Source organism: Polaromonas sp., from assembly GCF_030689685.1.
GTDB lineage: Bacteria > Pseudomonadota > Gammaproteobacteria > Burkholderiales > Burkholderiaceae_C > Polaromonas.
Genome location: NZ_JAUYEY010000061.1, coordinates 48,493 through 72,487 on the forward strand (window position 1 = coordinate 48,493; position 23,995 = coordinate 72,487).

Genomic DNA, 23,995 nt, shown 5'->3' on the forward strand with positions numbered 1-23,995 from the left:
CCACTGGATATGGGCTAGAGCCAGACTTGACTAAAAAATCGGCTACATCTGCTCCCAGGGCAGGCCTTCAAAACGCCAGCCGCTCAGGGTGGAGCGCTGGAACTGCTCATCGAGCTCGCCCTCGAAACCGTGCACGATGTTGATCACCTCGGCAAAACCTGCGGCTTCCAGCGCCTGGCCGGCGGCCAGTGTGCGCTGGCCGGACCGGCAGATCAGCAACACCGGCTGCTCCTTGCTGCTGGCCTCACGCGCCACCGCATCGGCAAACTTCTTCGCATCCGGCGTCAGGTCGGGGTACTCGTACCAGGGCACGTTGACCACGCCGGGCGGCCGGCCCACGTACAGCGACTCGATCTCCATGCGCACATCGACAAACAGGGCGTCGGGGTGCTGCTGGAGGTAGTCCCAGGCTTCTTGGGGTGGGAGGTGTTTCATGGATCGGATCCAGGCTGAAGCCTTATTGTCGGGCAAAGCGGCGCGGGAATTTTCCGCCGGGCCGCCCCAAGGAAAATTAGCCCCTTCGGGGGGCAGCGCATTACACGAAGTGAAAAGCGTGGGGGCGAAAAGTTTAAAATCGGGGCATGAAGCAAGCCATCTACACCTGCGGCGCGGCGCTCCCCGCCATCCTCGAAAAACGCATCGCCATTCTCGACGGCGCCATGGGCACCATGATCCAGCGCTTCAAGCTCAACGAGGCGCAGTACCGGGGCGAGCGTTTCAAGGACTTCCACAAGGACGTCAAGGGCAACAACGAGTTGCTCAGCCTGACCCGGCCCGATGTGATTCAGGACATCCACGAAGGCTACCTGGCGGCCGGCGCCGACATGGTGGAGACCAACACCTTTGGCGCCACCACCGTGGCCCAGGCCGATTACGATATGGCCGATCTGGCGGTCGAGATGAATTACGAATCCGCGCGGGTGGCCCGCGCGGCCTGCGACAAATTTTCCACGCCCGACAAGCCGCGGTTTGTTGTCGGTGCGCTTGGACCCACACCCAAAACCGCGAGTATCAGCCCCGACGTCAATGACCCGGGCGCACGCAACACCAGCTTTGAAGAGCTGCGCAAGGCCTATTACGAGCAGACCGAGGCGCTGGTCAAGGGCGGCGCCGACGTGTTGCTGGTCGAAACCATTTTCGACACGCTCAACGCCAAAGCGGCGCTGTTTGCGATTGACGAGTACTTTGACAACAGCGGCGAGCGCCTGCCGCTGATCATCAGCGGCACGGTGACCGACGCCTCGGGCCGTATCCTGAGCGGCCAGACCGTCACCGCCTTCTGGCACAGCATCCGCCACGCCCAGCCGCTGGCCGTCGGCCTGAACTGCGCACTCGGCGCGGCCTTGATGCGCCCCTACATCCAGGAGCTGGCGCGGGTGGCAGGTGACACCTACATCAGCTGCTACCCGAACGCCGGCCTGCCCAACCCGATGAGCGACACCGGTTTCGACGAAACCCCCGACGTGACCTCGCGCCTGCTGCGCGAGTTCGCGGCCGAAGGCCTGGTCAATATTGTGGGTGGTTGCTGCGGCACGACGCCGGAGCACATTGGCGCCATCCATCAGGCGGTCGAGCCGCTGGCGCCGCGCAGCATCCAGCGGGGGTTCTTTTACAAGGAAGCGGCCTGAGCTTGATGAAGGGTCGAGGCCACCTCTATCACCGTTCGGGCTGAGCCTGTCGAAGCCGTCTTAACCTCCAACGGTTGGGGTGTGCCAGCAACCCCCGGCTTGCTGGCGACCTACAAAAGCACAGATTGAACCGTGAGAAGTCGGCAGCCCGAAAAATCAGCTCAGCACCACACTGCTCAAGCGTCGGCGATAAGTCGCCACAACAGGATCATCCGGCGGAATCTGCCCGTCGGCGACCTTGATTTTGGGCGGCTCGATGATCTCCAGAATCGAGACAAAGGTCTTGCGCGCCAGCTCTTCGTTCCAGGACTTGTCGCGCATCAAAATTTCCAGCAACTCGTCCATCGCCGCCACCCACTGCTGCTGGCTCATGTGCCACTGGGCCAGTGCAAAACGCGTTTCGAAATCACGCTTGTTGGCCAGAAGTTTGGCATCAAATTCGGCTTTAGCCCTTTCCCCGTCTGCGTAAACAGCTCCTGATTCAATAGCAGTAAACCAGTGTTGCAGAGCTTCAAACTTGCGCACCAGCGCTACTTTGGGCAGGGCCGGCGCAAACGCCGCCTGGGCATGCGCGACCTGGCCGTGCTGCAGCAGCAGGCGCACATAGTCAAACAGCGCGTGGTCGTTGGTCGGGTCGTTGGCGACGGCAGCCTTGAGTTTTTCCAGCACGGTGGCCGGGCTGCTGTCTTCCGGTTCTGCGACTTCTTCTTCAGGCGGCGGCAGCTCTTCGGCCGGTGGCAGGTGCTTGTCCAGAAACTCCTTGACCTTGCCTTCGGGCAGCGCGCCCTGAAAGCCGTCCACTGGCTGGCCGTTCACCATCAATATGCAGGTCGGGATGCTGCGTATGCCAAAGGCGGCGCCCAGTTGCTGCTCCTGGTCGGAGTCAATCTTCACCAGCTTGAAGCGTCCGCCGTAAGCGATTTCGACCTTCTCGAGGATGGGACCGAGTGATTTGCAGGGCCCGCACCAGGGCGCCCAGAAATCAATCAGCACAGGGATGGTCATGGAAGCCGCAATGACTTCGTCTTCAAAATTGGCAGTGGTGGCGTCGATCATGGTGCTGGACAAATAGGGGTTGTTAAGGCTGTTTTCAACTGACGCAAAACGCGCCGCGCAGGCACGATAGCACGCGCCGGGCGGCGGGGCGGCGGCGCAGAGCCCTGAGCAGCCCGTAAAATCGTTGTTGACATCGAACGATTAACGGCACAGCAGGCTCCGGAAGACAAACATGACAACAACGCAAGATCAGAAGGCGCCGCTTGTGGGCGTGGTGATGGGCTCCAGCAGCGACTGGGCCACCATGCAGCATGCCGTGCAGATTCTTCAGCAGTTCGGCGTGGCGCACGAGGCACGTGTGGTCTCGGCGCACCGCATGCCAGACGAGCTGTTTGCCTATGCCGAGCAGGCCGCCGGGCGCGGGCTGCAGGCCATCATTGCCGGGGCTGGCGGCGCAGCGCACCTGCCGGGCATGCTGGCGGCCAAAACTGCCGTGCCCATACTCGGCGTGCCGGTGGCCAGCAACCATTTGCAGGGCGTCGATTCGCTGCACAGCATTGTGCAAATGCCCAAAGGTGTGCCGGTGGCCACCTTCGCCATTGGCAACGCCGGGGCCGCCAATGCCGCCCTGTTTGCGGTGGCCATGCTGGCCACCCATGACAAAACCCTGGCCGACAAGCTGCAGGCCTTTCGCGCCGAGCAGACTGCCGCCGCCCGCGCAATGACCTTGCCTCCTGCATGAATCTTCCGATTTTCCCGGGCTCTGTCGATGCGACTGGCCAGCCCGCTACCCTGGGCGTGATGGGTGGCGGCCAACTGGGCCGCATGTTTGTGCATGCCGCGCAGCGCCTCGGTTATTTCACCGCCGTGCTCGACCCCGATGTTGACAGCCCGGCCGGCCGCGTCAGCCACCACCACATCCAGACCGGCTACAGCGATGCAGCCGGCCTGGCGCAACTGGCATCGCTGTGCGCCGCCATCACCACCGAATTTGAAAACGTGCCGGCCGAGGCGCTGCGCGCGCTGGCCGCCAGCCGGCCGGTGGCGCCCGGCGCAGCGGCGGTGGCGATTGCGCAAAACCGCATCGAGGAAAAAGCCCATTTCACGGCCAGCGCCGGTGTGGCAGGCGTCAGTTGCGCGCCTTATGCGGTCATCAGCACAGCGGAACAGCTACGCGCCGTGCCAGCCGATCTGCTGCCCGGCATTCTGAAAACCGCGCGCATGGGTTATGACGGCAAGGGCCAGGTGCGTGTTCGAAACATGGCCGAGCTTGCGGTGGCGTGGGCCGAGTTGAAGGGCGTGCCCTGCGTGCTGGAAAAGCTGCTGCCGCTGAAGGCCGAGTGTTCGGTCATCGTGGCGCGCGGCTGGGACGGCCGCATCGTGGGCTTTGCGCCGCAGTACAACGTGCATGTGAACGGCATTCTGGCCGTGACCTCAGCTTATGAAGGAAATATGCCTCCAGCCCTTGCGCAGCGGGCGCGAGCAGCTACGGAATCGATAGCAACCCACATCGGCTATGTGGGTGTGTTGTGTGTCGAGTTTTTTGTCATCGACGACGGCAGTGCCGACGGCGCACTGGTGGTCAACGAAATGGCGCCGCGCCCGCACAACAGCGGCCACTACACGCTGGACGCTTGCGATGTCTCGCAGTTTGACCTGCAGGTGCACGCCTTGGCCGGTTTGCCGCTGCCGCAGCCGCGCCAGCATTCGCCGGCCATCATGCTGAACCTGCTTGGCGATATGTGGCTGGACGCCGCAGGTCAGGCACGCACGCCCGACTGGCAAACCCTGCTGGCCCTGCCCGGCACCCACCTGCACCTGTACGGCAAACTCGAAGCGCGTGCCGGACGCAAGATGGGCCACCTCACCATCACCGGCGCCGACGTGGCCTCGGTGCGGGCTGTTGCGCGCCAGGCGGCGCAAGTTCTGGGGCTGCCCGGCTTGGACTGTTTGGGATGATTCGCGACGGCAAGGACCCGGCGGCAATTGCCGAGGCAGCGCGCGTGATCCGCGCCGGCGGCCTGGTCGGCTTTGCGACCGAGACGGTGTACGGCCTGGGCGCCGATGCGTCCAGCGACAGTGCAGTCGCTGGCATCTTCGCCGCCAAGGGCCGGCCCAGTGAGCACCCGCTGATCGTGCATGTGGCCGACCCGGCGCAGGTGACCGATTACGCGCTTAATATCCCCCCGTTTGCCGAACGCCTGATGAAGGCGCTGTGGCCCGGCCCGCTGACCGTGATTCTCCAACGCCAACCCGGCGTGGCGGCGGCGGCTGCGGGCGGGCAAGACTCGATTGGCCTGCGGTGCCCGTCTCACCCGGTAGCGCAGGCACTGCTCAAGGCCTGTGCCACTGGTGTGGCCGCGCCGAGTGCCAACCGTTTCGGCCGCGTCAGTCCAACCACCGCAAAACATGTCGCCGAAGAGTTGGGCGACAGCCTGCTGGTGCTCGACGGCGGCGCATGCGAGGTCGGCATCGAATCAAGCATTGTTGACTGCACGCGCGGCCGGCCGGTGCTGCTGCGCCCCGGCGTGTTCACACGCGCGCAACTCGAAGCCGCCTGCGGCGAGCCAGTGCTGGACAACGAGGAGTTTCTGAGCGACGCCGCCCCGCGCGCCTCCGGCACACTCGAATCGCACTACGCACCCAACGCCAGGGTGCGCCTGATGGACGCCGCCGCCGTGCAGGCGGCGCTGGATCTGCTGGGCACCGACGCCGCTCACATCGCGGTGTATGCCCGTTCCATCGTACGCATCACCTCGGACAAGGTGATTTACCGCCGCATGCCGGACGACGCGCTGGCCACGGCGCAGCAACTGTTTGCGGTGCTGCGCGGCTTTGATGCGCAGGGTGTCAAGCTGATCTGGATTGAACACCCGCCTCTAGGTCCCGAGTGGGACGGTGTGCGGGATCGGCTGGGTCGGGCGGCTGCGGATTGACGCCTGTTGGACGGTTCGTGAGGTGGCAATTACCGCAAGGGATGCAACCGGAGTGCGATAAGGTTGTTGTGCGTGGGTCGGCTATTCGCTCGAATTAGTCAGGCCAAGGTTTTGAATGGTGATTCAAAGTAGACATCCGGAGAATATTTATGTGGGAATGGATACGCCAAAACCTGAATGAGATGGGTGTTGTATTTACGGTGTTTGCATTCCTACTTTCGCTTATCGTCCTGACGATGTCTGCATTTCGCTACGTGTCTGTGCGCAGAGATGAATTAAAAAATCAACGCTATGAGAGATATCACACCTTGCTTCGCAATATCAGTACAGGGGCTGATGGCGTAGGGATGTTGAAGCTGGTCAGTCAACGCGCATTTATTTATGAACTCCGTCACTTTCCAGAATATGACGTACTCACCAAAAGACTACTTGAGTCTTTATTGACAGAGTGGAATGAGGATCCGGAAAAGAGTGCAAAACTTACGTTTGAAATTCAGGACACGATTAACGCGATCAAATAGTCGCTCAATCGTTACCCGAACATGGACGTTGACCTCTATCTGTGGCTGCTGATTGGGATCAGAGGGTGAAGCCGGCTATTGGTACTAAACTTGGCACCATGCGCCCCTCAGAAGCCCTTTCCCTGCACAGGACACGCATCCGCGAGATTGCGCTGAGCCACCGTGTCAGTGACGTTCGCGTGTTTGGGTCGGTCCTCACGGGCGAGGACGGTGTGGACAGCGATCTGGATCTGCTGGTTGAGCCCACGGCGCAGACCACATTGATGGATATCGGCGCGATCCGGTACGAGTTAAAGCGTTTGCTTGGCATTGAGGTGGATGTTCTTACCCCCAATGGCCTGCAGCCCCGCTTTCGTGAGCAAGTGTTGCGTGAGGCCATTGCGGTATGAACCGCACCAGCCTGCTATGACCGCTTGGCATGACACCAACTCCTGAATCCCCCAAAGTCAGCGCCGTACCCGCCATGGCCGCCTTGCTGGAGCAATTGCGCGAGGGCAGCGACCCCGCTGCCGCTGAGCAGGAAATCCTGCGCATCACCGGCTTGCTGGAGGACGAGCTGAACCAGCGCAGCGCCGATGTGGCAGCAGCCCACAAAGAGCTCGAAAATTTTTCCTACTCGGTCTCGCACGACCTGCGCGCGCCGCTGAGCACCATCGACGGCTTCAGCCGGCTGCTGGAGGGCGCCTCGGCCAAGGGCGATGTCGAGCGCAGCAAACATTATCTGCAACGGCTCAGGCTGGGTGTGGCCAATATCAACGAGCTGATCGGTGCGCTGCTGGTGGTGTCGCGCCTGCTGCGCGCGCCGATGGCGGTGCAGGCGGTGGACCTTGGCGCGCTGGCGCAGGCTGCGCTCGCAGCCTTGCAGGCGGCTGAGCCCGCGCGCCTGGCTCAGGTCGATGTGCAGCCGGGCCTGATCGCCCAGGGCGACCCGGCACTGCTCAAGCAACTGGTGGAGCATCTGGCCGGCAATGCCTGGAAGTTCAGCGCCAAAAAGGACAAGACCTTCATTACCGTCGGTAGCCAGGCCGGAGCGGATGGCGAGACGGTGTACTTTGTCCGCGACCAGGGCGCGGGCTTTGACATGGCCCATGCTGAAAAATTGTTCGGCATCTTCCAGCGCATGCATGTCTCGTCGGACTTCCCCGGCCTCGGCGCGGGCCTGGCGACGGTGCAGCGGATCGTGACGCGGCACGGCGGAAAGATCTGGGCCGAGGCTGCGGTTGAAGAGGGTGCGACGATCTACTTCACCCTGCCTGGGGCCTGAAGACTGCTATTGCGGCCAGGATGTCGGCTCGACCGCACGGCCTACTTCAACCAGCCACGCTTTCTGAAGTACCACATTGGCACCACCGCGCTGGCTGCCATCAGCAGCAGGGCATAGGGATAACCGAGTGCCCAGTCCAGCTCGGGCATGAGCTTGAAGTTCATGCCGTAGACGCTGGCGATCAGCGTCGGTGGCAGCAGGGCCACGCTGGCCACAGAAAAAATCTTGATGATCTTGTTCTGGTTGATGTTGATGAAACCGACGGTGGCGTCCATCAGGAAGTTGATCTTGTCGAACAGGAAGGCGGTGTGGGAGTCCAGCGAGTCGATGTCGCGCAGGATCTGGCGCGCTTCCTCGAACTGCTCGGCATTGAGCATCTTGCTGCGCATCATGAAGCTGACGGCGCGGCGCGTGTCCATCACATTGCGGCGGATACGGCCATTCAAATCCTCGTGGCGCGCGATGGCGCCCAGCACCTCGCCGGCCAGCGCATCGGTCACATCGCCCGACAGCACCTTGGTGCTGACTTTTTCCAGCTCGACGTAGATGTTCTCCAGCGTGTCGGCCGAATACTCGGCATCGGCGTCAAACAGTTTGAGCAGCACTTCTTTAGCGTCCTCGATCAGTCCCGGCGCCCGGCGTGCGCGCATACGCAGCAGGCGAAACACCGGCACATCCTCGTCGTGGATCGAGAACAGCACGCCCTTGCTTTTGAGGTTGTCGTTGACCAGGTTCAGGATGAAAGCGACCCGCACCGTGCGCGGCTCATCGTCGTCGGCAATCAGGAAGTCAGAGCGAATGTGCAACTCGCCGTTGTCTTCTTCGTAAAAACGCGCGGACTCCTCGATGTCCTCGTCCATCGCGTCTTCCGGGATCGACAGGCCGTAGTACTGCTTGATCCAGCGTTTTTCTTCAAGCGTCGGCGACTCCAGGTCTACCCAGATCGGCTGGAATTTGGACAACTCTTCCAGAGATTCAATTTCTTCCTGGAACAGCCGCCCGTTGGCGAGCGTGAAAATATTGAGCATGACTGGCTCCCAATCAGTTTGGGGCGCCGACACCGGGCATCAGGCCGGGTGGGTCGGCGGGGTTGCGAAGGGTGGCAACGCTTTCAACCCCGGCAACAACAGTCTGCGGCGTTGAAAGCTAGCGACTGGGGCTGCTTTCCAAGGATTTCTCCATTCTCAAGATCGCGTGATTATGGCACCAGCCCGGCTTTGGCAGGCCCGAATCAGGCCTGGAGCACATCAAAAAATGCCAGCAATTCATCCTTGCGCGCATAGGCATCCCGTTCTCCCAGCGCCATCAGTGCCTTGAGGAAACCGGGCTCAAACAGCAGGTAACTCGCCAATGCCGCGCCGCTGGGACTGCCCCGCGCGCCGAGCGCGCCCAGACCAGCCAGCGCGTTGTAGGTCGCGGTGGGCAGCTCGCCGACATGTGCCTGGGCCAGCGCATCGAGCGATTGGGAGGGCGAAATCGCCAGCACCTCGATAGGCCGGTAGGGCATGACGGCCGCGATCTCGCGCGGCATCTGGCGCAGTGTTTTGCTCACGCGCTGGGCTTGCTCGACATCGGCCTGCAAGGTGTCCTGAAAAACGCTGGCCAGGGCGTGCCCGGCAATCGCACCCAGCGTCGGCCTGGCTGCAATGGCCGGATTGCCGTTGCCCGCCAGGCCGGCGCGTTCTGGCTGACCGACACCGATGACCATGATTTTGTTCGCGCCCAGGTGCAGCGCCGGCGACAGCGGTGAACTCTGGCGCATCGAGCCGTCGCCAAAAAATTCGAGGCGGTTGTCGACCCACAAAGGGGTGGCGGGAAACAGGAAGGGAATGGCGCTGGAGGCCATCAGATGCTCAATCGTGATGGGCTGGAACTCAGCTCGCCGGCCGGGTCGGTCCCACAAGCCGGTGCCGGCGCCCGCCGTCTGGCAAAAAGTCCAGTGCACGCCGCTGGTGTAGCTGGAAGCCGTCACCGCCAGTGCCAGCAGGGTGTTGTCCTGCAGCGCTTGGTCGATATGGGTCAGTGAAATCGCCCGGTGCAGCGTGTCCACCAGCGGTGTATTGTTTAAAAAAGCCTGCTGTTTCCTGGCCTGTTGCGACAGAAACAAGGCGGTTGCAATCCGGCTGGCGCGCATCCAGCCTGGCACCTTGAGTTGGTAGACCTGTGTTGACCGCAAGGTGGTCCAAAAACGGGCAAGTTGCTCGAACGCCGCAAGGCCCTCGCTGGCTCGGCTGGCCAGGTAGCAGGTATTGAGCGCGCCGGCCGACGTACCGACCAGGATTTTGAATGGGAAACGCGGATCTTTCCTGGCCTCGTTTTGCGGGCCCACGATGCGGGCCACTGCCTGCAGCACGCCAGCTTGGTAAGCGGTGCGGGCACCACCGCCCATCAGCACCAGCGCGTTGAGGTTTTCGTCAGGCCGTGTCAGGCCGTAGGAAATAATCGTTTCAAGTGACATGGCGCATGGCCGCCCCGTCCGCTGAGTCACCTGGGGACAACCCTGGATGCAGGCAAAAGTGGGCCAAATAGGTGTTCATGCGCTGCACTCGGAGGCAGGGTGAAGAAAGTGGCAAGGATTTTAGGGCCACATCTTGAGCGTCTGGTCTTCGGGACCGGCCCAATCCTGACCAAATTGGGGGGCCTTGCGCGATGGAGCTGGCGACCTTGACCGCCAATTCTTGCATCTGGCCGGCTGTCGAAAACAGGAAAAACATCAAAAAATTCATACAAATCAATCACGTCGCCGAGTTTGCGAGGTGGGCCGCGCACGGGCGTGATGCCCTTTGGACTTGTTTCATTTTTTCTTGCGCCGCAGGATTGCGTTTGCCCGGCTTCAGGCGCATAGTGAAACCAAGAAAGTTGTCCGTCCGCCGCCTTGCCGCTTGGGCCAGTCGGTGTTTTTAAACCCTCATCCAGCCATGGAAAAGGAGTCTCTTTATGAACTTGACGATCAGCGGCCACCATCTTGAAGTTACCCCCGCCCTGCGCGGCTACGTGACCAGCAAGCTGGATCGAATTACCCGGCATTTTGATCAGGTTGTCGATGTAAAAGTTTTGTTGACGATTGATAACATGAAGGAAAAAGAACGGCGCCAAAGGGCAGAGTGCAATGTGCATGTCAAAGGGCGTGATCTGTTTGCCGAAAGTTCGCATGCTGATTTGTATGCTGCGGTCGATGAGCTGACCGACAAGCTGGACCGCCAGGTCGGGCGTTACAAGACCAAAACCCAGGACCACCACCACATTGCCGCCAAGCGTCAAGCCTGACGGGCGCGCAGCCGCTGCGGCGGCTGGCTTAAAAGTGGTACGGAAAAGCCGTCTGTGCAGTCAGGCGGCTTTTTTATGCGCCGGATGGTATCCATGCGTATGAAAGTGCATAATTCGGCGACTAAAAGATCGTTATGAACCGTCTTTCGCAAATTCTGCCTTCCGCCCAAGTACTGGTGAGTGTTGAAGCCACCAGCAAAAAACGCGCTTTTGAAGAAGCCGGCTTGCTGTTTGAAAATCAGCACGGTTTGAACCGCGCCCTGATCACCGACAGCTTGTTCGCGCGTGAGCGCCTCGGCTCGACCGGTCTGGGCCACGGCGTGGCGATTCCGCATGGCCGCATCAAGGGCCTGAAGGCGCCGATGGCGGCGGTGTTCCAGTTGCACGCACCTATCGGTTTTGATGCACCCGACGAACAGGCCGTCGGCTTGCTGATTTTCCTGCTGGTGCCCGAAGCGGCAACCCAGAAACATCTGGAAATCCTGTCCGAGATCGCCGAACTTCTCAGCGACAGCGCCCTGCGCGAGCAGCTCAAGGCCAGCACCGACGCGGCTGCCCTGCACCAGCTGATCGCCTCCTGGCAGTCCAGCCATGCGGTCAGTTCCTGAACATGCGCCGTGACCTGACACAGGTGTCCCTGAAAACCCAGGCATGAAGCCCACCGTCGTTAGCGCCGATGTCCTGTTCGAGGACCACCGCGCCGCGCTGAAGTGGGAGTGGGTGGCCGGCCTGGGTGCGTCCGAACGGCGCTTTGATGAGGTGGCGGTGCGTGCCGCTCGCTCCGGCGCCGACCTGGTCGGTTATCTCAACTACATCCACCCCTACCGGGTGCAACTGCTTGGCGAGCGCGAAATCGCTTACCTCAGCAACGGCAGCCCGGAGGACTGCGCCCGCCGCATCGCGCGCATTGTCACGCTGGAGCCGCCGGTGCTGATCATTGCCGACGGCCAGGTGGCGCCCGATACCTTGCTGTCGATGTGCGAGCGTGCCCAGATTCCGATGTTTGCGACCAAAGAGTCGGCGGCTTTTGTGATTGACGTGTTGCGCGCCTACCTGTCCAAACATTTTGCTGATCGCACCTCCATGCACGGTGTGTTCATGGACATCCTGGGCGTGGGCCTGATGATCACCGGCGAGTCCGGCCTGGGCAAAAGCGAGCTGGGCCTGGAGCTGATCTCGCGCGGCCACGGTCTGGTGGCCGATGACGCGGTGGATTTGTACCGCATCAACCAGACCACGATTGAGGGCCGATGCCCGGAGTTGCTGCAAAACCTGCTCGAAGTGCGCGGCATCGGCCTGCTCGACATCAAGGCGATTTTTGGCGAGACCGCAGTGCGCCGCAAGATGCGGCTCAAGCTGATCGTGCACCTGGTGCGGCGCGAGACCCTGGAGCGCGAGTACGAACGCATCCCGTATGAGCCGCTGACGCAGGACGTGCTCGGTATTCCGGTGCGCAAGGTGGTAATTCAGGTGGTGGCGGGCCGCAACATTGCCGTGCTGGTGGAGGCCGCTGTGCGCAACGTCATCCTGCAACTGCGTGGCATCGACACGTATCAGGAGTTTGTCGAGCGGCACCGCCAGGCGATGGAGCGGGGCGGCTGACCTGGCCCCCACGGTCGCTCGCTGATTCCGTTCGTCCTGAGCTTGTCGAAGGAGCGGTGTGACAGCGACAAGCTTGCCCACACATTTTGCTATTGAATTCATAGCTGCTTGCGCCCACTAATCAAGGGCTACCGGCATTTTTTGTGCGAAGACTCAGGCGTGGTGGTGGCGCACCGGGTTTGCGCTGCGGTGCGGGCACTTGTCCTTGGTGCAGTTGGCGTAGATGGACAGCGAGTGATCGGCAATCGTAAAACCCTTGGCCTGGGCCACAGCATGTTGCCGCTTTTCAATTTCTGCGTCGTAAAACTCTTCGACCCGGCTGCAATCCAGGCACACCAGGTGGTCGTGGTGCTGGCCTTCGTTGATTTCATACACGGCCTTGCCGGACTCGAAGTTGCTGCGGTTGAGCAGACCCGCCTGCTCGAATTGCGTGAGCACCCGGTACACCGTGGCCAGCCCGATGTCCGAGCGGTCTTCCAGCAGCACCCTGAAAACATCTTCCGCTGTCATGTGCCGCTGTTTGCCCGCTTGAAAAATCTCCAGGATCTTCAGGCGCGGCAGGGTGGCTTTCAGACCGGTATTTTTGAGTTCGTCGATATTGCTCATGGCGGTATCCCGGAGAAAAGTGGGGCAAAAGCGGGTCAAAGCAGGAAGGCATGGCGCTGGCCCGGCGGGCTGACGGGCACCCATGAGGGTGCGAACACCCTGCCGCTACAATGATCAATCATATCGCTACACCCAACCCCATGTCTGCAAAAAATCGTCACGGCATTCAAACCGCTCTTACCGTTCTGGCGTGTAGTGCGCTGGCCGCTTGTGGCAGCATCAAGGGCATGACCAGCGGGCTCAGCGACAGCAAGATCAACCCCGTCAACTGGATCACGCCCTACAAGATAGAGATCGTCCAGGGCAATTTTGTGTCCAAGGAGCAGGTCGAACTGCTCAAGCCGGGCATGCTCCGGGCGCAGGTGCGAGAGGTGCTGGGTACGCCCTTGCTGACCAGCGTGTTCCATGCGGATCGCTGGGACTATGTATTTACGCTGAAGCGCCAGGGCGTCCAGCCGCAGGCGCTCAAGCTCACGGTGTTTTTCAAGAACGATGTGCTGGAGCGCTTTGAGGGCGATGCCATGCCCAGTGAGTCCGAATTTGTTTCCAGGCTCGACTCCCGTCGCAAGCTCGGCAAGGTACCGGTGCTGGAGCTGACCGACGAGCAGCTCAAGGCCGCTGAGAAGAAGAAGCCGGCCGGCACAAGCACCCCGCCCGCCACGCCGCCGGCACCGATGGCGCCATCGACCGCCAGCTACCCGCCGTTGGAAAGCCCGACGCGGTGAGCCCGGCCGGCAGCGCCCCCCGCCACCACATTGCGGTTGCCGGCGCTGGTGGTCGCATGGGCCAGATGCTGGTCGAAGCCGTACGTGCCAGCGGCGACTGCCAGTTGACCGGCGCCCTTGACGTGACAGCCAGCCCCGGCCTGGGTAAAGACGCCTCAGCCTTTCTGGGCCATGCCAGCGGCGTCACCATCACTGCGGACCTGGCTGCCGGCCTGGCCGGCGCGCAGGTGCTGATCGACTTCACCCGGCCCGAAGGCACGATGGCGCACCTGGCCGTGTGCCGCGAACTCGGCGTGAAGCTGGTCATCGGTACCACTGGCTTCTCCGAGGTGCAAAAGGCCGAGATCGCCGCTGCTGCCAAAGATATTGCCATTGTCATGGCGCCCAACATGAGTGTCGGCGTCAACGTCACACTCAAGCTGCTGGAGATGGCCGCCAAAGCCCTGAACACCGGTTATGACATCGAGATCATCGAGGCGCACCACCGCCACAAGGTCGATGCACCGTCGGGCACCGCGCTCAAGATGGGCGAGGTGATTGCCGGCGCCCTGGGCCGCGATCTCAAGGACTGCGCGGTGTATGCCCGCGAAGGCGTGACCGGTGAGCGTGACCCTTCGTCCATCGGTTTTGCCACCATCCGCGGCGGCGACATCGTCGGCGACCACACCGTGCTGTTTCTAGGTGCCGGTGAACGCATTGAAATCACCCATAAATCCTCCAGCCGGGCCACCTATGCCCAGGGCAGTCTGCGGGCCGCGCGTTTCCTCGCGGGCCATCGGACAGGTTTGTTCGACATGTTCGATGTGCTGAACCTGAAGTGAAGAGCTGAATGAATGTGCTCGCGCTGATCACCCAGGGCGACGCCGTGACCGGTCTTGTGACGGCGCTGCTGATGGCCATGTCCGTGGCCAGTTGGGTGGTCATCGTCTGGAAAGCCTGGCTGCTCAGGCGCGCCAGCGGCGATGTGGCCCGCAGCACGGCGGTGTTCTGGCAGTCGTCTGCGTTGGAAGATGCCCAACAGAAAGTGGCCGCCTTCGACCGTGAAGCGCTGGTGCTGCCCCTGATCGCCGCCACCGGGCTGCAGGCCCCCGGCACGCTGGCCGCAGCCGGCGCCCGGTCGCAACAGCTGACCCGTCTGCTTCGCGATGCCTTGCACGCGGTGCTGCATCGCTTGCAATACGGCCAAGTGCTGCTGGCCACCGTCGGTTCCACCGCGCCCTTTGTCGGCCTGCTGGGCACCGTCTGGGGCATTTACCATGCGCTGGTGGGGATTGCCGCCGCCGGCCAGATCACCATCGACAAGGTGTCCGGCCCGGTCGGCGAGGCGCTGATCATGACCGCCGCAGGGCTGGCGGTGGCCATCCCGGCCGTGCTGGCCTATAACATTTTCGGGCGCAACATCAGCCGCATCGAAGCGGATCTTGAGGGCTTTGCTTACGATTTGCGGGAACTGATGGTTGCGACGGGTGAGGTGGGGCATCAATTTTCCGACGGGCCGCCCCTGGGGAAATTAGCCCCTCTTTCGAGTGAAAGGGGCAGCGCACCGCCGGAGGCTCGCGAAGCGACAAGCGTGGGGGCCAGTTCATCATGAGTTTTGGCCGCCTCGAACGCACCCAGGGCGCCCAGCCCTTCAGCGAAATCAACGTCACCCCTCTGGTCGATGTGATGCTGGTGCTGGTGGTGATCTTCATCATCACCGCGCCCCTGCTGGCCAGCTCAATCCGGCTCGACCTGCCCAGAAGCGATGCTGCGCAATCCCATGAGGCGCCGCAGTTTGTGACCTTGGTCGTTGACAAACGCGGCCAGGCCTTTCTCAATGACCGGCCGGTGTCTGCCGAGCAGATGGCGCAAAGCCTGCGGCAAAGTGCTACGCTGAATCCGGACACCGAAGTACAACTGCGGGCGGACGAGGCCGTGCCTTATGGCCGCATCGTTGAGGTCATGGGCATCGCCCAGAAAGCCGGCCTGAACCGCATCGGCTTTGTGGCCGATGCTACCGCCGAGCCAGCCCCTGCCGCCCGGCCCTGAAGGCCTGCTTCGGCCCCGCCCGGCCAGCGCCTAAAATCCCTGCAAGCGGCAGCCATGGGCTGACTCCCTTCTTTTCTCTTTTTCGCGCGCCATGCAAGACAAATACGACCACCTCAATGTTGAGCGCAGTGCGCAGACCCAATGGACCGAGTCCGAGGCCTACCGCGTCACTGAAGACAGCAGCAAAAAGAAGTACTACGCCTGCTCGATGTTGCCTTACCCCAGCGGCAAACTGCACATGGGCCATGTGCGCAACTACACCATCAACGACATGCTCACGCGTTATTTGCGCATGAAGGGCTACAACGTGCTCATGCCCATGGGCTGGGACGCCTTTGGTCTGCCGGCCGAAAACGCCGCGATGAAAAACGGTGTGCCCCCGGCGAAATGGACCTACGACAACATCGCCTACATGAAAAAGCAGATGCAGGCGATGGGGCTGGCCATCGACTGGAGCCGCGAGCTTGCCACCTGCGACCCGAGCTATTACAAGTGGAACCAGTGGCTGTTTTTGAAGATGCTGGACAAGGGTATTGCCTACCGCAAGACCCAGGTTGTCAACTGGGACCCGGTGGACCAGACCGTGCTGGCCAACGAGCAGGTGATCGACGGCAAGGGCTGGCGCACCGGCGCGGTGGTCGAAAAGCGCGAGATTCCGGGCTACTACCTGAAGATCACGGACTACGCCGAGGAGCTGCTCGGCAGCGTCAGCCACAAGCTGCCGGGCTGGCCTGAACGCGTCAAGCTGATGCAGGAGAACTGGATAGGCAAAAGCGAAGGTGTGCGTTTTGCATTTCCGCATGAGATCAAGGGCGCGGACGGCAAACTGATAGCCGACGGGAAGATGTATGTCTTCACCACGCGCGCCGACACCATCATGGGTGTGACCTTTTGCGCCGTGGCGGCCGAACATCCGCTGGCGATTCACGCGGCGTCGTCGAATCCGGAACTCGCAGCCTTTATCGAGGACTGCAAGTCCGGCGGCACCACCGAAGCCGAACTCGCCACGCAGGAGAAAAAGGGCCAGCCCACCGGCCTGTCTGTCACGCACCCGCTGACTGGCGAACAAGTTGAAGTCTGGGTCGGCAACTATGTGCTCATGAGTTACGGCGACGGCGCGGTCATGGGGGTGCCCGCGCACGACGAGCGTGATTTCGAGTTCGCGCAGAAATACGATTTGCCGATCAAACAGGTGGTCTCGCTCCCTCTCCCTGTGGGTGTGGGCTGGGGTGTGGGAGCGTCGGACGGCGGGGCAGCCCTCATCCCAGCCCTCTCCCAGGGGGAGAGGGAGGCAAGAGCCTTCTCAAGCACAGCGTGGCAAGACTGGTACACCGACAAGCAGCATGGCATTGCCATCAACTCCGGCAAGTACAACGGCCTGGCCTTCAAGCCGGCCGTCGATGCGGTGGCGGCCGACCTGGCCGCCAAGGGCCTGGGCGAGAAAAAAACCACCTGGCGCCTGCGCGACTGGGGCGTGAGCCGTCAGCGTTACTGGGGCACGCCGATTCCCATCATCCACTGCGAAGAACACGGCGCGGTGCCGGTGCCCGAGAAAGATTTGCCGGTGGTGTTGCCGCAGGACTGCGTGCCCGACGGCTCCGGCAACCCGCTGCACAAGCATGTTGGTTTCCACGCCGGCGTGGTGTGTCCAGTCTGCGGCAAAGCGGCGCGGCGCGAGACTGACACCATGGACACCTTCGTCGACAGTTCGTGGTACTTCATGCGTTACTGCGATCCGACCAACGACGAAAAAATGGTCGCGGAGGGCGCCAACTACTGGATGCCGATGGACCAGTACATCGGCGGCATCGAACACGCGATCCTGCACCTGCTGTATGCGCGTTTCTGGACCAAGGTCATGCGCGACCTGGGCCTGGTCAAGGTCGATGAACCTTTCACCAAGCTGCTGACTCAGGGCATGGTGCTCAACCACATCTACTCGCGCAAGGGTGACAAGGGCGGTGTCGAGTACTACTGGCCGGCGGACGTGGACGATGTGCACGACGAACACGGCAAGGTCACCGTCGCCAAGCTGCGCAAGGACGGCTCGCTGGTGAACTACGAAGGCGTGGGCACCATGAGCAAAAGCAAGAACAACGGCGTCGACCCGCAGGACCTGATCGAGAAGTACGGCGCCGACACGGCGCGCCTGTACACCATGTTCACCTCGCCGCCCGAAGCCACGCTGGAGTGGAATGACGCGGGGGTGGAAGGCTCCTACCGCTTCCTGCGCCGGGTTTGGGATTTTTCTATTCGACACGACGCGTTCATCAAGGCTCAACTACTGGCTCCCACAGACACCTCCAAACTGAGCACTGCTTACAAAGATGTTCGTCGAAAGATTTTTTTAAATCTCAAACAGATATCTTTTGACTATGAACGCATGCAGTACAACACTGTGGTGTCAGGGTGCATGAAGTTATTGAACGAGCTAGAAGCCGTTCCTTTGTCGGGGGCGTTCGTATCGGGCGGCAATACAAGTCTCTATGACAGCCATCACCGCTCCGCAGTAATCGGAGAGGGCTACGGCATTTTGTTGCGCTCGCTGTACCCGGTTGCCCCCCATCTCTCGCATGCGTTGTGGGAAAAGCTTGGGTACGCCGCGCAGTACGGCGGCCTGCTCGATGCCCCCTGGCCGGAAGTCGATGCCGCCGCGCTGGTGCAGGACGAAATCGAGCTGGTGCTGCAGATCAACGGCAAGTTGCGCGGTTCGATCACCGTGCCCGCTGGCGCCGACAAGGCCATGATTGAGGCGGCCGCGCTGGCGTCCGAAGCATTTGTCAAACAGGCTGCCGGCGCGCCTGCAAAAAAGGTTATCGTGGTGCCAGGCCGCCTGGTCAACATCGTCATCTGAAGGAAAACACCATGCAACGTCGCGTTTTTCTGCTGGCCGCTACGGCGGCTGCGGGGCTTAGCGCCTGCGGTTTTGCGCTGCGCCAGGCGCCTAACTATGCCTTCAAGACCTTGTTCAACACGGTGGCAGAAGGCTCGACCTTGGGCACCGAACTCAACCGCAACCTCGAAGCCAGCGGCACGGTGAAGGTGATCCGTGATCCGCGCCTGATCGAGCAGGCCGACGTGGTCTTCGACGTGGTGGCCGACCAGCGAGAGAAAGTCGTGGTGGGTGTCAACGCGGCCGGCCAGGTGCGCGAGTTCCAGTTGCGCACCCGGTTTACTTTCCGGCTGCGCACGCTGGCGGGCAAGATCCTGATTCCGCCGACGCAGATCCTGCTCCAGCGCGACATCACATTCAATGAATCTGCGGTGCTGGCCAAGGAAACCGAGGAAGCCCTGCTGTACCGTGACATGCAAAGCGACATCGTGCAGCAGGTGCTGCGGCGGCTTGCAGCGGTGAAAGAGCTGTGAGCCTGGCTGCCCCCCTCGTCGCCTGAGCTTCCCACCATGCAGCTCGCGCCCACCCAGCTCCAGCAGCATTTGCAGCGCGGCCTGAAGCCACTGTACATGCTGTACGGCGACGAGCCGCTGCTGGTGCAGGAGTTTGCCGATGCGCTGCGCGCCCATGCCCGCCTTCAGGGCTACACCGAGCGCACGGTGCACACCGTGGCCGGCGCGCACTTCGACTGGAGCGAGGTGCTGGCCAGCGGCGGCTCGCTGAGCCTGTTCGCCGACAAACAAATCATCGAGATTCGCATCCCCAGCGGCAAGCCCGGCAAGGACGGCTCGGTCGCGCTGCAGCAGATTGCAGAGCGCTCGCAGGGCGACGACAGCACGCTGACCCTGGTGCTGCTGCCCCGTCTGGACAGCATGACGACCAAGGGCGCATGGTTCGGCGCGTTGGAGAGTTTCGGTACCACGGTGAAATTCGACCCGATAGATCGGCGCAGCCTGCCGGCCTGGATTGCGCAGCGCCTGCAGGCCCAGGGCCAGCGGGTCGCCGCCGGCGAGGAGGGGCAGCGCACCCTGCAGTTTTTTGCCGACCGCGTCGAGGGCAACCTGCTGGCCGCGCACCAGGAGATCCAGAAGCTGGGCCTGCTTTACCCGACTGACGCCGACGCGGCCTCGGCCGTGCTCAGCTTCGACCAGGTCGAAAACGCGGTGCTCAATGTGGCGCGGTACGACGTGTTCAAGCTGTCCGAAGCGGTGTTGGGCGGCCAGGCGCTGCGCGTGCAGCGCATGCTCGACGGCCTGCAGTCAGAGGGTGAGTCCGAGGTGCTGGTGCATTGGGCGCTTAGCGAAGACATCCGCAGCATGAAACGGGTGAAAGATGCGATAAGCGCCGGCCGGCCCATGCCGATGGCGTTGCGCGAAAACCGCGTCTGGGGCATCAAGGAAAAACTGTTCGAACGCGTGTTGCCCCAGATCGGCGACACCACGCTGGCCAACCTCCTGCACGCCGCACACAAGGTGGACGGCATCGTCAAGGGGCTCAAGCAACCCGACTGGCCGGCCGATGGCTGGCAGGCGCTGCAACGCCTGGCGGGCATGGTGTGTGAGCAGTGCGCCGGGAAAATGCAGGCCAAGTCCCGCTAGCCATTGATGGGCGACCCGGCAGAAAACCAGTCTCTGGCCTTGCAGCTCAGCCCGCGCGGGCACCTGCTGGCGCTGCCTGGTGCCTACGCACCTGTGCTGGCTGAAAAGAATGCGGTCGAACTGGCCCAGGCTTTTGGACGCGGTGCCGGGCACGGGCTGTTGCAGTTGGGCACTGCCGGTGTTGGCCAAGTGTTGCCGCCAGTATGGGGCTGGTGGCGTGACTTTGCGGCCAGCTATGTGACGGCGCTTTGTGCCCTACCCGAGGTGGCAGGCGCTACAAAGCCTTTCACGGTGACCGTGCCTACAGCCGAACGTCTGGAGGCAAGGGTAGCCGACGCACCGCCCATGCAGGGTGCCGAATACCTGACGGCTCAGGTGCTTGCTGCGCTTTGGCAGGGCATGGATGCTGCCCTTGCTGCGGAGCTGGCCGCTTCAGGATTACCGCTGCAGGAGTTTTTAAAAACCCGCAACCCGATCTGGAACATGGTGGGCCGGGTGCATTTCAACCTGGCTGAAAACCGCAAAGACCCGGACTACCCGTTTGCTTTTTTGGCGACCTACACCGCGCGCGTGTCTGCAGCAGGCAAGGCGCAGCACCAGCCGCTGTCGCGCGCGTTGGCCGAGTTTGCTGGCGCTGGGCAGCAGGCGCAGTTGCTGTCTTTGCTGGTGCCGGTGCAGCGCGCCGCAACGCACTGCGCGTGGCTCGATGAGATGGTGAAAGAAGGCGGCATTTATCATCCGCTGCGCTGGAGCCCCGAGCAGGCTTTTGCCTTTTTACGCGACGTAGGCCAGCTTGAAGCCGCCGGTATCGTGGTGCGAACGCCTGGCGTGTGGAAGGCGGGCAGGCCCAGCCGCCCCAGCGTCAAAGGCAGCGTGGGTGCGCGCCCGCCGTCATTGCTGGGCGCTGGCGCATTGCTGGACTTCAGCATGGAGGTGTCGCTCGATGGTGAAACCTTGAGCGCCGCCGACATCAAGGCGTTGCTCAAGGGTGGTGATGGTTTGCAACTGCTGCGTGGCCGCTGGGTTGAAGTGAGTAAAAAGTCGCTGGAGCGGCTGCTGCAGCGTTTTGAGGCGATTGAAAAAGCCGCAGCCAACGGTCTGCCCTTTGCCGAAGCCTTACGGCTGGTAGCGGGCGCATCGCTGGACGGCACTGGCCCGGCGGATGCATCTGACGATGCCGACTGGTCAGAGCTGGTGGCTGGCCCCTGGCTGGCCCAGACGCTGCAAGGCCTGCGCCAGCCCGAGGGCCTGGCCCGCGTCAGCCCCGGCACGGCGCTGAAAGCCACACTGCGTCCTTACCAGGAAGCCGGTGTGCGCTGGTTGTATTTGCTGACCCAGCTTGGCCTGGGCGCCTGCCTGGCAGACGACATGGGGCTGGGCAAAACGATTCAGGTGTTGTCTTTGCTGTTGGTGCTGAAAGAAGAGGCAGCAATGGCCAAAAACAGACATCAGCCCAGCCTGCTGGTCGTGCCCGCATCCTTGCTGGCCAATTGGGCGGGCGAGGCGGCGCGTTTTGCACCCAGTCTGCGCCTGCTGGTAGCGCACCCTTCGGCCATGCCGATGGCTGATTTGAAAGCGCTCGATGCCAGCCATTTGGCCGCGCATGATCTGGTCGTGACCAGCTACGGCAGCCTGGCGCGCCTGCCTGCGCTGCAAGCCGTGCAGTGGCGGCTGGTGGTGGTTGATGAGGCGCAGGCCATTAAAAACCCAAGCGCCCAGCAAACCCGGCAGGTTAAAAAACTGCAGGCTGCCTCACGTATTGCGCTGACCGGCACCCCGGTGGAAAACCGATTGTCTGACCTGTGGTCAATTTTTGACTTTACCCACCCCGGTTTGCTGGGCAGCAGCAAGGTGTTTACCCAGTTCACCAAACGGCTGGCGCAGGCAGAACACTTTGGCCCGCTGCGCAGCCTGGTGCAGCCTTACATCCTGCGCCGCATGAAGACCGACAAGCGTGTGATTGCCGACCTGCCCGACAAAACCGAACTCAAAGCCTTTTGCCACCTGAGCCCGGCGCAGGCCGCTTTGTACCAGCGCGCTGTCAAGGAACTGGCCGCTGCGCTAGAAGACACCGATGGCATGCAGCGCAAAGGCCTGGTGTTGTCGTACCTGATGCGCTTCAAGCAGATCTGCAACCACCCGTCGCAGTGGCTGGGTGACGGTGCCTGGGCCGAAGCTGACAGCGGCAAATTTGCCCGCCTGCGGGAGCTGGTGGAAGTGATTGCCGCCAAGCAGGAAAAAGTGCTGGTGTTTACCCAGTTCAGGGAAACCACCGAACCACTGGCCGTCTTTCTGGGCAGTATTTTTGGCCGCGAAGGCCTGGTTTTACATGGTGGCACACCCGTGGCCAAACGGCAGGCGCTGGTCAAACGTTTTCAGGACGACGAGCTCACGCCGTTTTTTGTGCTGTCCATCAAGGCCGGCGGGGCCGGGCTGAACCTGACTGCGGCGTCGCACGTCATTCACTTTGACCGCTGGTGGAACCCGGCGGTTGAAAACCAGGCCACCGACCGCGCCTTTCGCATCGGACAAAAACACAATGTGCTGGTACACAAGTTTGTCTGCCAGGGCACAGTGGAAGACCGCATCGACCAGCTGATTGAAAGCAAAAAACAGCTGGTGCAGGATGTGCTCGAAGGCGGCGCCGAACTGCAGCTGACCGAGATGAGCGATGCCGAACTACTCAAGCTCGTCAGGCTGGACATCCACACGGCACAGGACAACTGATAACGCGAAGAAGGACAACATATGAGTTATTACGGCTGGAAACCCTATGTCTCTGTGGGCGCCCGGCAAAAACAGGCCGAAAAAGCCGCAACCAAAGCCAAAAAGGCTGGCAAGCTGTACAGCCCGATTGCCGCCTACCGTGGTGCGCTGGCCAAAACCGTGTGGGGCAAAAACTGGTGCGACAACCTCGAGGCCCACAGCGACTACGACAACCGCTTGCCACGCGGCCGCACTTATGTGCGCAATGGCTCGGTGATTGACCTGCAGATCAGTGCCGGCAAGGTCAATGCACTGGTGATGGGTTCTTCGTTGTACAAAGTCGAGGTCACAGTCAACCCGGTAGCGCCAGCGCAATGGAAGTCCATTTGCAAAGACTGCTCCGGATCGATTGCATCGCTGGTGGAGATTTTGCAGGGCAAGCTGTCAACGTCGGTGATGCAGCGTTTGTGCCAGCCCGGCACGGGGCTGATGCCAAGCGCCAAGGCCCTCAGTTTCAGCTGTAGCTGCCCCGACTGGGCCAACATGTGCAAACATGTGGCGGCCGTGCTGTACGGCGTAGGCGCCCGGCTCGACCATCAGCCCGAGCTGTTGTTTACCTTGTGCAACGTTGATGCCAAAGAGCTGGTTCAGGCGGCAGGCAGCGGCCTTGCAGCAAAACGCACAGCGCCAGAATCTGCCAAAGTACTTGATGATGCCTTTCTGGACGATGTGTTTGGTCTGGAGATGGCCCAGCCAGTTGATGCGGTGCTGCCCATCCAGCCGGTGGTTGCCAAAAAGACGGCAGGCAAAAAAGCGGTGCTTCAAAAAGTCTCTGCCAGCAAAGCGGTGCCAGGCAAGCTTGCCGCGAAAAAACCTGCTGTCAAAAAAGTAGCGGCTGTGAAAGCCACAGCCAAAAAGGCGACGGCCAAGCAGGCGGTGGCCAGAAAAGCTGCCACGGCAGTGAAACCGGGAAGAAAAAAATGATTGCAAAAAGCATGGGGAGGCGACGACGCGATAAAGGGCGGCTCAACCCGGCGGTTGTAAAGACAATGGAGTGGTCGGTGCCTAGGAGTCTGGGCGGCAGAAGGAACGTCGGCTGCAAAGCGGCCGCGACGGTCCATTTTTCACCGGCTTTTTGCCCCATAGCTACGGCTATGGCGCTGCAAACCCGGCAAAAACTGTCCTCGCCGGGGCCACTTTTCGCTTCGACGCCTTCTGCCGCCCA

The 23,995-nt window shown here is 61.8% G+C and carries 24 protein-coding genes; 19 read left to right on the forward strand and 5 right to left on the reverse strand.

Annotated elements, in window-relative coordinates:
• Positions 1–42 precede the first annotated feature (42 nt).
• Positions 43–435 (reverse strand): rhodanese-like domain-containing protein, encoded by a 393-nt coding sequence (locus tag Q8O29_RS14580; RefSeq protein WP_305564006.1) that lies wholly within the window; start codon positions 433–435, stop codon positions 43–45.
• Positions 436–581: 146 nt separating this feature from the next.
• Here Q8O29_RS14580 and Q8O29_RS14585 point away from each other — a divergent pair, with 146 nt between their 5' ends.
• Positions 582–1,628 carry a homocysteine S-methyltransferase family protein gene (locus Q8O29_RS14585; RefSeq protein ID WP_305564008.1) on the forward strand — a complete coding sequence of 349 codons (1,047 nt, stop codon included), beginning with the start codon at positions 582–584 and terminating at the stop codon, positions 1,626–1,628.
• A gap of 156 nt (positions 1,629–1,784) precedes the next feature.
• Here Q8O29_RS14585 and trxA read toward each other — a convergent pair whose 3' ends face one another.
• Positions 1,785–2,684, reverse strand: a complete 900-nt coding sequence (gene trxA / locus Q8O29_RS14590; protein WP_305564054.1) for a thioredoxin — start codon at positions 2,682–2,684, stop codon at positions 1,785–1,787.
• Between the two features lie 172 nt (positions 2,685–2,856).
• On the opposite strand from trxA, the gene purE reads away from it, so the two are divergent.
• The 6 genes from purE to Q8O29_RS14620 all read left to right on the forward strand — a co-directional run bounded on the left by purE (position 2,857) and on the right by Q8O29_RS14620 (position 7,345).
• A complete protein-coding gene (gene purE, locus Q8O29_RS14595; protein WP_305564010.1) occupies positions 2,857–3,366 on the forward strand; it encodes a 5-(carboxyamino)imidazole ribonucleotide mutase in 510 nt (169 codons plus the stop codon).
• Positions 3,363–4,583: a 5-(carboxyamino)imidazole ribonucleotide synthase gene (locus Q8O29_RS14600; protein WP_305564012.1), complete on the forward strand. Its 1,221-nt coding sequence runs from the start codon at positions 3,363–3,365 to the stop codon at positions 4,581–4,583. Before purE ends, Q8O29_RS14600 begins: the two co-directional genes overlap by 4 nt.
• The gene (locus Q8O29_RS14605; RefSeq protein ID WP_305564014.1) at positions 4,580–5,560 is read left to right on the forward strand and encodes an L-threonylcarbamoyladenylate synthase; all 981 of its coding nucleotides are present in this window, start codon (positions 4,580–4,582) and stop codon (positions 5,558–5,560) included. The genes Q8O29_RS14600 and Q8O29_RS14605 overlap by 4 nt, the downstream gene beginning before the upstream one ends.
• 149 nt (positions 5,561–5,709) lie before the next feature.
• The gene (locus Q8O29_RS14610) at positions 5,710–6,081 is read left to right on the forward strand and encodes a hypothetical protein (RefSeq protein ID WP_305564015.1); all 372 of its coding nucleotides are present in this window, start codon (positions 5,710–5,712) and stop codon (positions 6,079–6,081) included.
• Positions 6,082–6,179: 98 nt separating this feature from the next.
• Positions 6,180–6,470, forward strand: coding sequence for a nucleotidyltransferase family protein (locus Q8O29_RS14615; protein ID WP_305564017.1), 291 nt, complete (start codon positions 6,180–6,182; stop codon positions 6,468–6,470).
• A 29-nt stretch (positions 6,471–6,499) separates the two neighbouring features.
• Positions 6,500–7,345 (forward strand): ATP-binding protein, encoded by an 846-nt coding sequence (locus Q8O29_RS14620; RefSeq protein WP_305564019.1) that lies wholly within the window; start codon positions 6,500–6,502, stop codon positions 7,343–7,345.
• Positions 7,346–7,386: 41 nt separating this feature from the next.
• On the opposite strand, the gene corA is transcribed toward Q8O29_RS14620, so the two are convergent.
• Positions 7,387–8,373 (reverse strand): magnesium/cobalt transporter CorA, encoded by a 987-nt coding sequence (gene corA, locus Q8O29_RS14625; RefSeq protein ID WP_305564021.1) that lies wholly within the window; start codon positions 8,371–8,373, stop codon positions 7,387–7,389.
• Between the two features lie 203 nt (positions 8,374–8,576).
• Entirely contained in the window at positions 8,577–9,803 is a 1,227-nt protein-coding gene (locus tag Q8O29_RS14630; RefSeq protein WP_305564024.1) for a patatin-like phospholipase family protein, read from the reverse strand.
• 479 nt (positions 9,804–10,282) lie between these two features.
• On the opposite strand from Q8O29_RS14630, the gene hpf reads away from it, so the two are divergent.
• From hpf to hprK, 3 genes are all read left to right on the forward strand, one after another.
• Positions 10,283–10,612: a ribosome hibernation-promoting factor, HPF/YfiA family gene (hpf, locus tag Q8O29_RS14635; RefSeq protein ID WP_305564026.1), complete on the forward strand. Its 330-nt coding sequence runs from the start codon at positions 10,283–10,285 to the stop codon at positions 10,610–10,612.
• Positions 10,613–10,746: 134 nt separating this feature from the next.
• A complete protein-coding gene (locus Q8O29_RS14640; protein WP_305564028.1) occupies positions 10,747–11,220 on the forward strand; it encodes a PTS sugar transporter subunit IIA in 474 nt (157 codons plus the stop codon).
• A 43-nt stretch (positions 11,221–11,263) separates the two neighbouring features.
• The gene (hprK, locus tag Q8O29_RS14645) at positions 11,264–12,214 is read left to right on the forward strand and encodes an HPr(Ser) kinase/phosphatase (protein ID WP_305564030.1); all 951 of its coding nucleotides are present in this window, start codon (positions 11,264–11,266) and stop codon (positions 12,212–12,214) included.
• Between the two features lie 153 nt (positions 12,215–12,367).
• Here hprK and fur read toward each other — a convergent pair whose 3' ends face one another.
• On the reverse strand, positions 12,368–12,820 hold the full coding sequence (gene fur / locus Q8O29_RS14650; RefSeq protein WP_305564032.1) for a ferric iron uptake transcriptional regulator: 453 nt from the start codon (positions 12,818–12,820) through the stop codon (positions 12,368–12,370).
• Positions 12,821–12,960: 140 nt separating this feature from the next.
• On the opposite strand from fur, the gene Q8O29_RS14655 reads away from it, so the two are divergent.
• The 9 genes from Q8O29_RS14655 (at position 12,961) to Q8O29_RS14695 (ending at position 23,754) form a co-directional block, all read left to right on the forward strand.
• Positions 12,961–13,545: an outer membrane protein assembly factor BamE gene (locus tag Q8O29_RS14655; protein ID WP_305564034.1), complete on the forward strand. Its 585-nt coding sequence runs from the start codon at positions 12,961–12,963 to the stop codon at positions 13,543–13,545.
• Positions 13,542–14,366 carry a 4-hydroxy-tetrahydrodipicolinate reductase gene (gene dapB, locus Q8O29_RS14660; RefSeq protein ID WP_305564036.1) on the forward strand — a complete coding sequence of 275 codons (825 nt, stop codon included), beginning with the start codon at positions 13,542–13,544 and terminating at the stop codon, positions 14,364–14,366. Before Q8O29_RS14655 ends, dapB begins: the two co-directional genes overlap by 4 nt.
• 8 nt (positions 14,367–14,374) lie before the next feature.
• Positions 14,375–15,136 (forward strand): MotA/TolQ/ExbB proton channel family protein, encoded by a 762-nt coding sequence (locus Q8O29_RS14665; RefSeq protein WP_305564038.1) that lies wholly within the window; start codon positions 14,375–14,377, stop codon positions 15,134–15,136.
• Positions 15,133–15,573, forward strand: coding sequence for a biopolymer transporter ExbD (locus Q8O29_RS14670; RefSeq protein ID WP_305564040.1), 441 nt, complete (start codon positions 15,133–15,135; stop codon positions 15,571–15,573). The genes Q8O29_RS14665 and Q8O29_RS14670 overlap by 4 nt, the downstream gene beginning before the upstream one ends.
• Before the next feature lie 91 nt (positions 15,574–15,664).
• Positions 15,665–18,427, forward strand: coding sequence for a leucine--tRNA ligase (locus tag Q8O29_RS14675; RefSeq protein ID WP_305564042.1), 2,763 nt, complete (start codon positions 15,665–15,667; stop codon positions 18,425–18,427).
• Between the two features lie 11 nt (positions 18,428–18,438).
• The gene (gene lptE / locus Q8O29_RS14680; RefSeq protein ID WP_305564044.1) at positions 18,439–18,939 is read left to right on the forward strand and encodes an LPS assembly lipoprotein LptE; all 501 of its coding nucleotides are present in this window, start codon (positions 18,439–18,441) and stop codon (positions 18,937–18,939) included.
• Between the two features lie 36 nt (positions 18,940–18,975).
• Complete coding sequence (gene holA, locus Q8O29_RS14685; RefSeq protein WP_305564046.1) at positions 18,976–20,064, forward strand: DNA polymerase III subunit delta; 1,089 nt, start codon at positions 18,976–18,978, stop codon at positions 20,062–20,064.
• Positions 20,065–20,070: 6 nt separating this feature from the next.
• The gene (locus Q8O29_RS14690) at positions 20,071–22,791 is read left to right on the forward strand and encodes a DEAD/DEAH box helicase (protein ID WP_305564048.1); all 2,721 of its coding nucleotides are present in this window, start codon (positions 20,071–20,073) and stop codon (positions 22,789–22,791) included.
• Positions 22,792–22,812: 21 nt separating this feature from the next.
• A complete protein-coding gene (locus Q8O29_RS14695) occupies positions 22,813–23,754 on the forward strand; it encodes an SWIM zinc finger family protein (RefSeq protein WP_305564050.1) in 942 nt (313 codons plus the stop codon).
• The last annotated feature ends 241 nt before the right edge of the window (positions 23,755–23,995 follow it).

Bases quoted from the DNA above. Each gene is read 5' to 3' on its own strand.
- Q8O29_RS14630 (WP_305564024.1), bottom strand. From the start codon at position 9,803: ATGTCACTTGAAACGATTATTTCCTACGGCCTGACACGGCCTGACGAA.
- Q8O29_RS14695 (WP_305564050.1), top strand. From the start codon at position 22,813: ATGAGTTATTACGGCTGGAAACCCTATGTCTCTGTGGGCGCCCGGCAA.
- Q8O29_RS14605 (WP_305564014.1), top strand. From the start codon at position 4,580: ATGATTCGCGACGGCAAGGACCCGGCGGCAATTGCCGAGGCAGCGCGC.
- purE (WP_305564010.1), top strand. From the start codon at position 2,857: ATGACAACAACGCAAGATCAGAAGGCGCCGCTTGTGGGCGTGGTGATG.
- lptE (WP_305564044.1), top strand. From the start codon at position 18,439: ATGCAACGTCGCGTTTTTCTGCTGGCCGCTACGGCGGCTGCGGGGCTT.
- hprK (WP_305564030.1), top strand. From the start codon at position 11,264: ATGAAGCCCACCGTCGTTAGCGCCGATGTCCTGTTCGAGGACCACCGC.
- holA (WP_305564046.1), top strand. From the start codon at position 18,976: ATGCAGCTCGCGCCCACCCAGCTCCAGCAGCATTTGCAGCGCGGCCTG.
- Q8O29_RS14675 (WP_305564042.1), top strand. From the start codon at position 15,665: ATGCAAGACAAATACGACCACCTCAATGTTGAGCGCAGTGCGCAGACC.
- Q8O29_RS14585 (WP_305564008.1), top strand. From the start codon at position 582: ATGAAGCAAGCCATCTACACCTGCGGCGCGGCGCTCCCCGCCATCCTC.
- trxA (WP_305564054.1), bottom strand. From the start codon at position 2,684: ATGATCGACGCCACCACTGCCAATTTTGAAGACGAAGTCATTGCGGCT.
- Q8O29_RS14615 (WP_305564017.1), top strand. From the start codon at position 6,180: ATGCGCCCCTCAGAAGCCCTTTCCCTGCACAGGACACGCATCCGCGAG.
- fur (WP_305564032.1), bottom strand. From the start codon at position 12,820: ATGAGCAATATCGACGAACTCAAAAATACCGGTCTGAAAGCCACCCTG.
- Q8O29_RS14670 (WP_305564040.1), top strand. From the start codon at position 15,133: ATGAGTTTTGGCCGCCTCGAACGCACCCAGGGCGCCCAGCCCTTCAGC.
- Q8O29_RS14580 (WP_305564006.1), bottom strand. From the start codon at position 435: ATGAAACACCTCCCACCCCAAGAAGCCTGGGACTACCTCCAGCAGCAC.
- Q8O29_RS14640 (WP_305564028.1), top strand. From the start codon at position 10,747: ATGAACCGTCTTTCGCAAATTCTGCCTTCCGCCCAAGTACTGGTGAGT.
- Q8O29_RS14610 (WP_305564015.1), top strand. From the start codon at position 5,710: ATGTGGGAATGGATACGCCAAAACCTGAATGAGATGGGTGTTGTATTT.
- Q8O29_RS14655 (WP_305564034.1), top strand. From the start codon at position 12,961: ATGTCTGCAAAAAATCGTCACGGCATTCAAACCGCTCTTACCGTTCTG.
- Q8O29_RS14600 (WP_305564012.1), top strand. From the start codon at position 3,363: ATGAATCTTCCGATTTTCCCGGGCTCTGTCGATGCGACTGGCCAGCCC.
- hpf (WP_305564026.1), top strand. From the start codon at position 10,283: ATGAACTTGACGATCAGCGGCCACCATCTTGAAGTTACCCCCGCCCTG.
- Q8O29_RS14620 (WP_305564019.1), top strand. From the start codon at position 6,500: ATGACACCAACTCCTGAATCCCCCAAAGTCAGCGCCGTACCCGCCATG.
- Q8O29_RS14690 (WP_305564048.1), top strand. From the start codon at position 20,071: ATGGGCGACCCGGCAGAAAACCAGTCTCTGGCCTTGCAGCTCAGCCCG.
- corA (WP_305564021.1), bottom strand. From the start codon at position 8,373: ATGCTCAATATTTTCACGCTCGCCAACGGGCGGCTGTTCCAGGAAGAA.
- Q8O29_RS14665 (WP_305564038.1), top strand. From the start codon at position 14,375: ATGAATGTGCTCGCGCTGATCACCCAGGGCGACGCCGTGACCGGTCTT.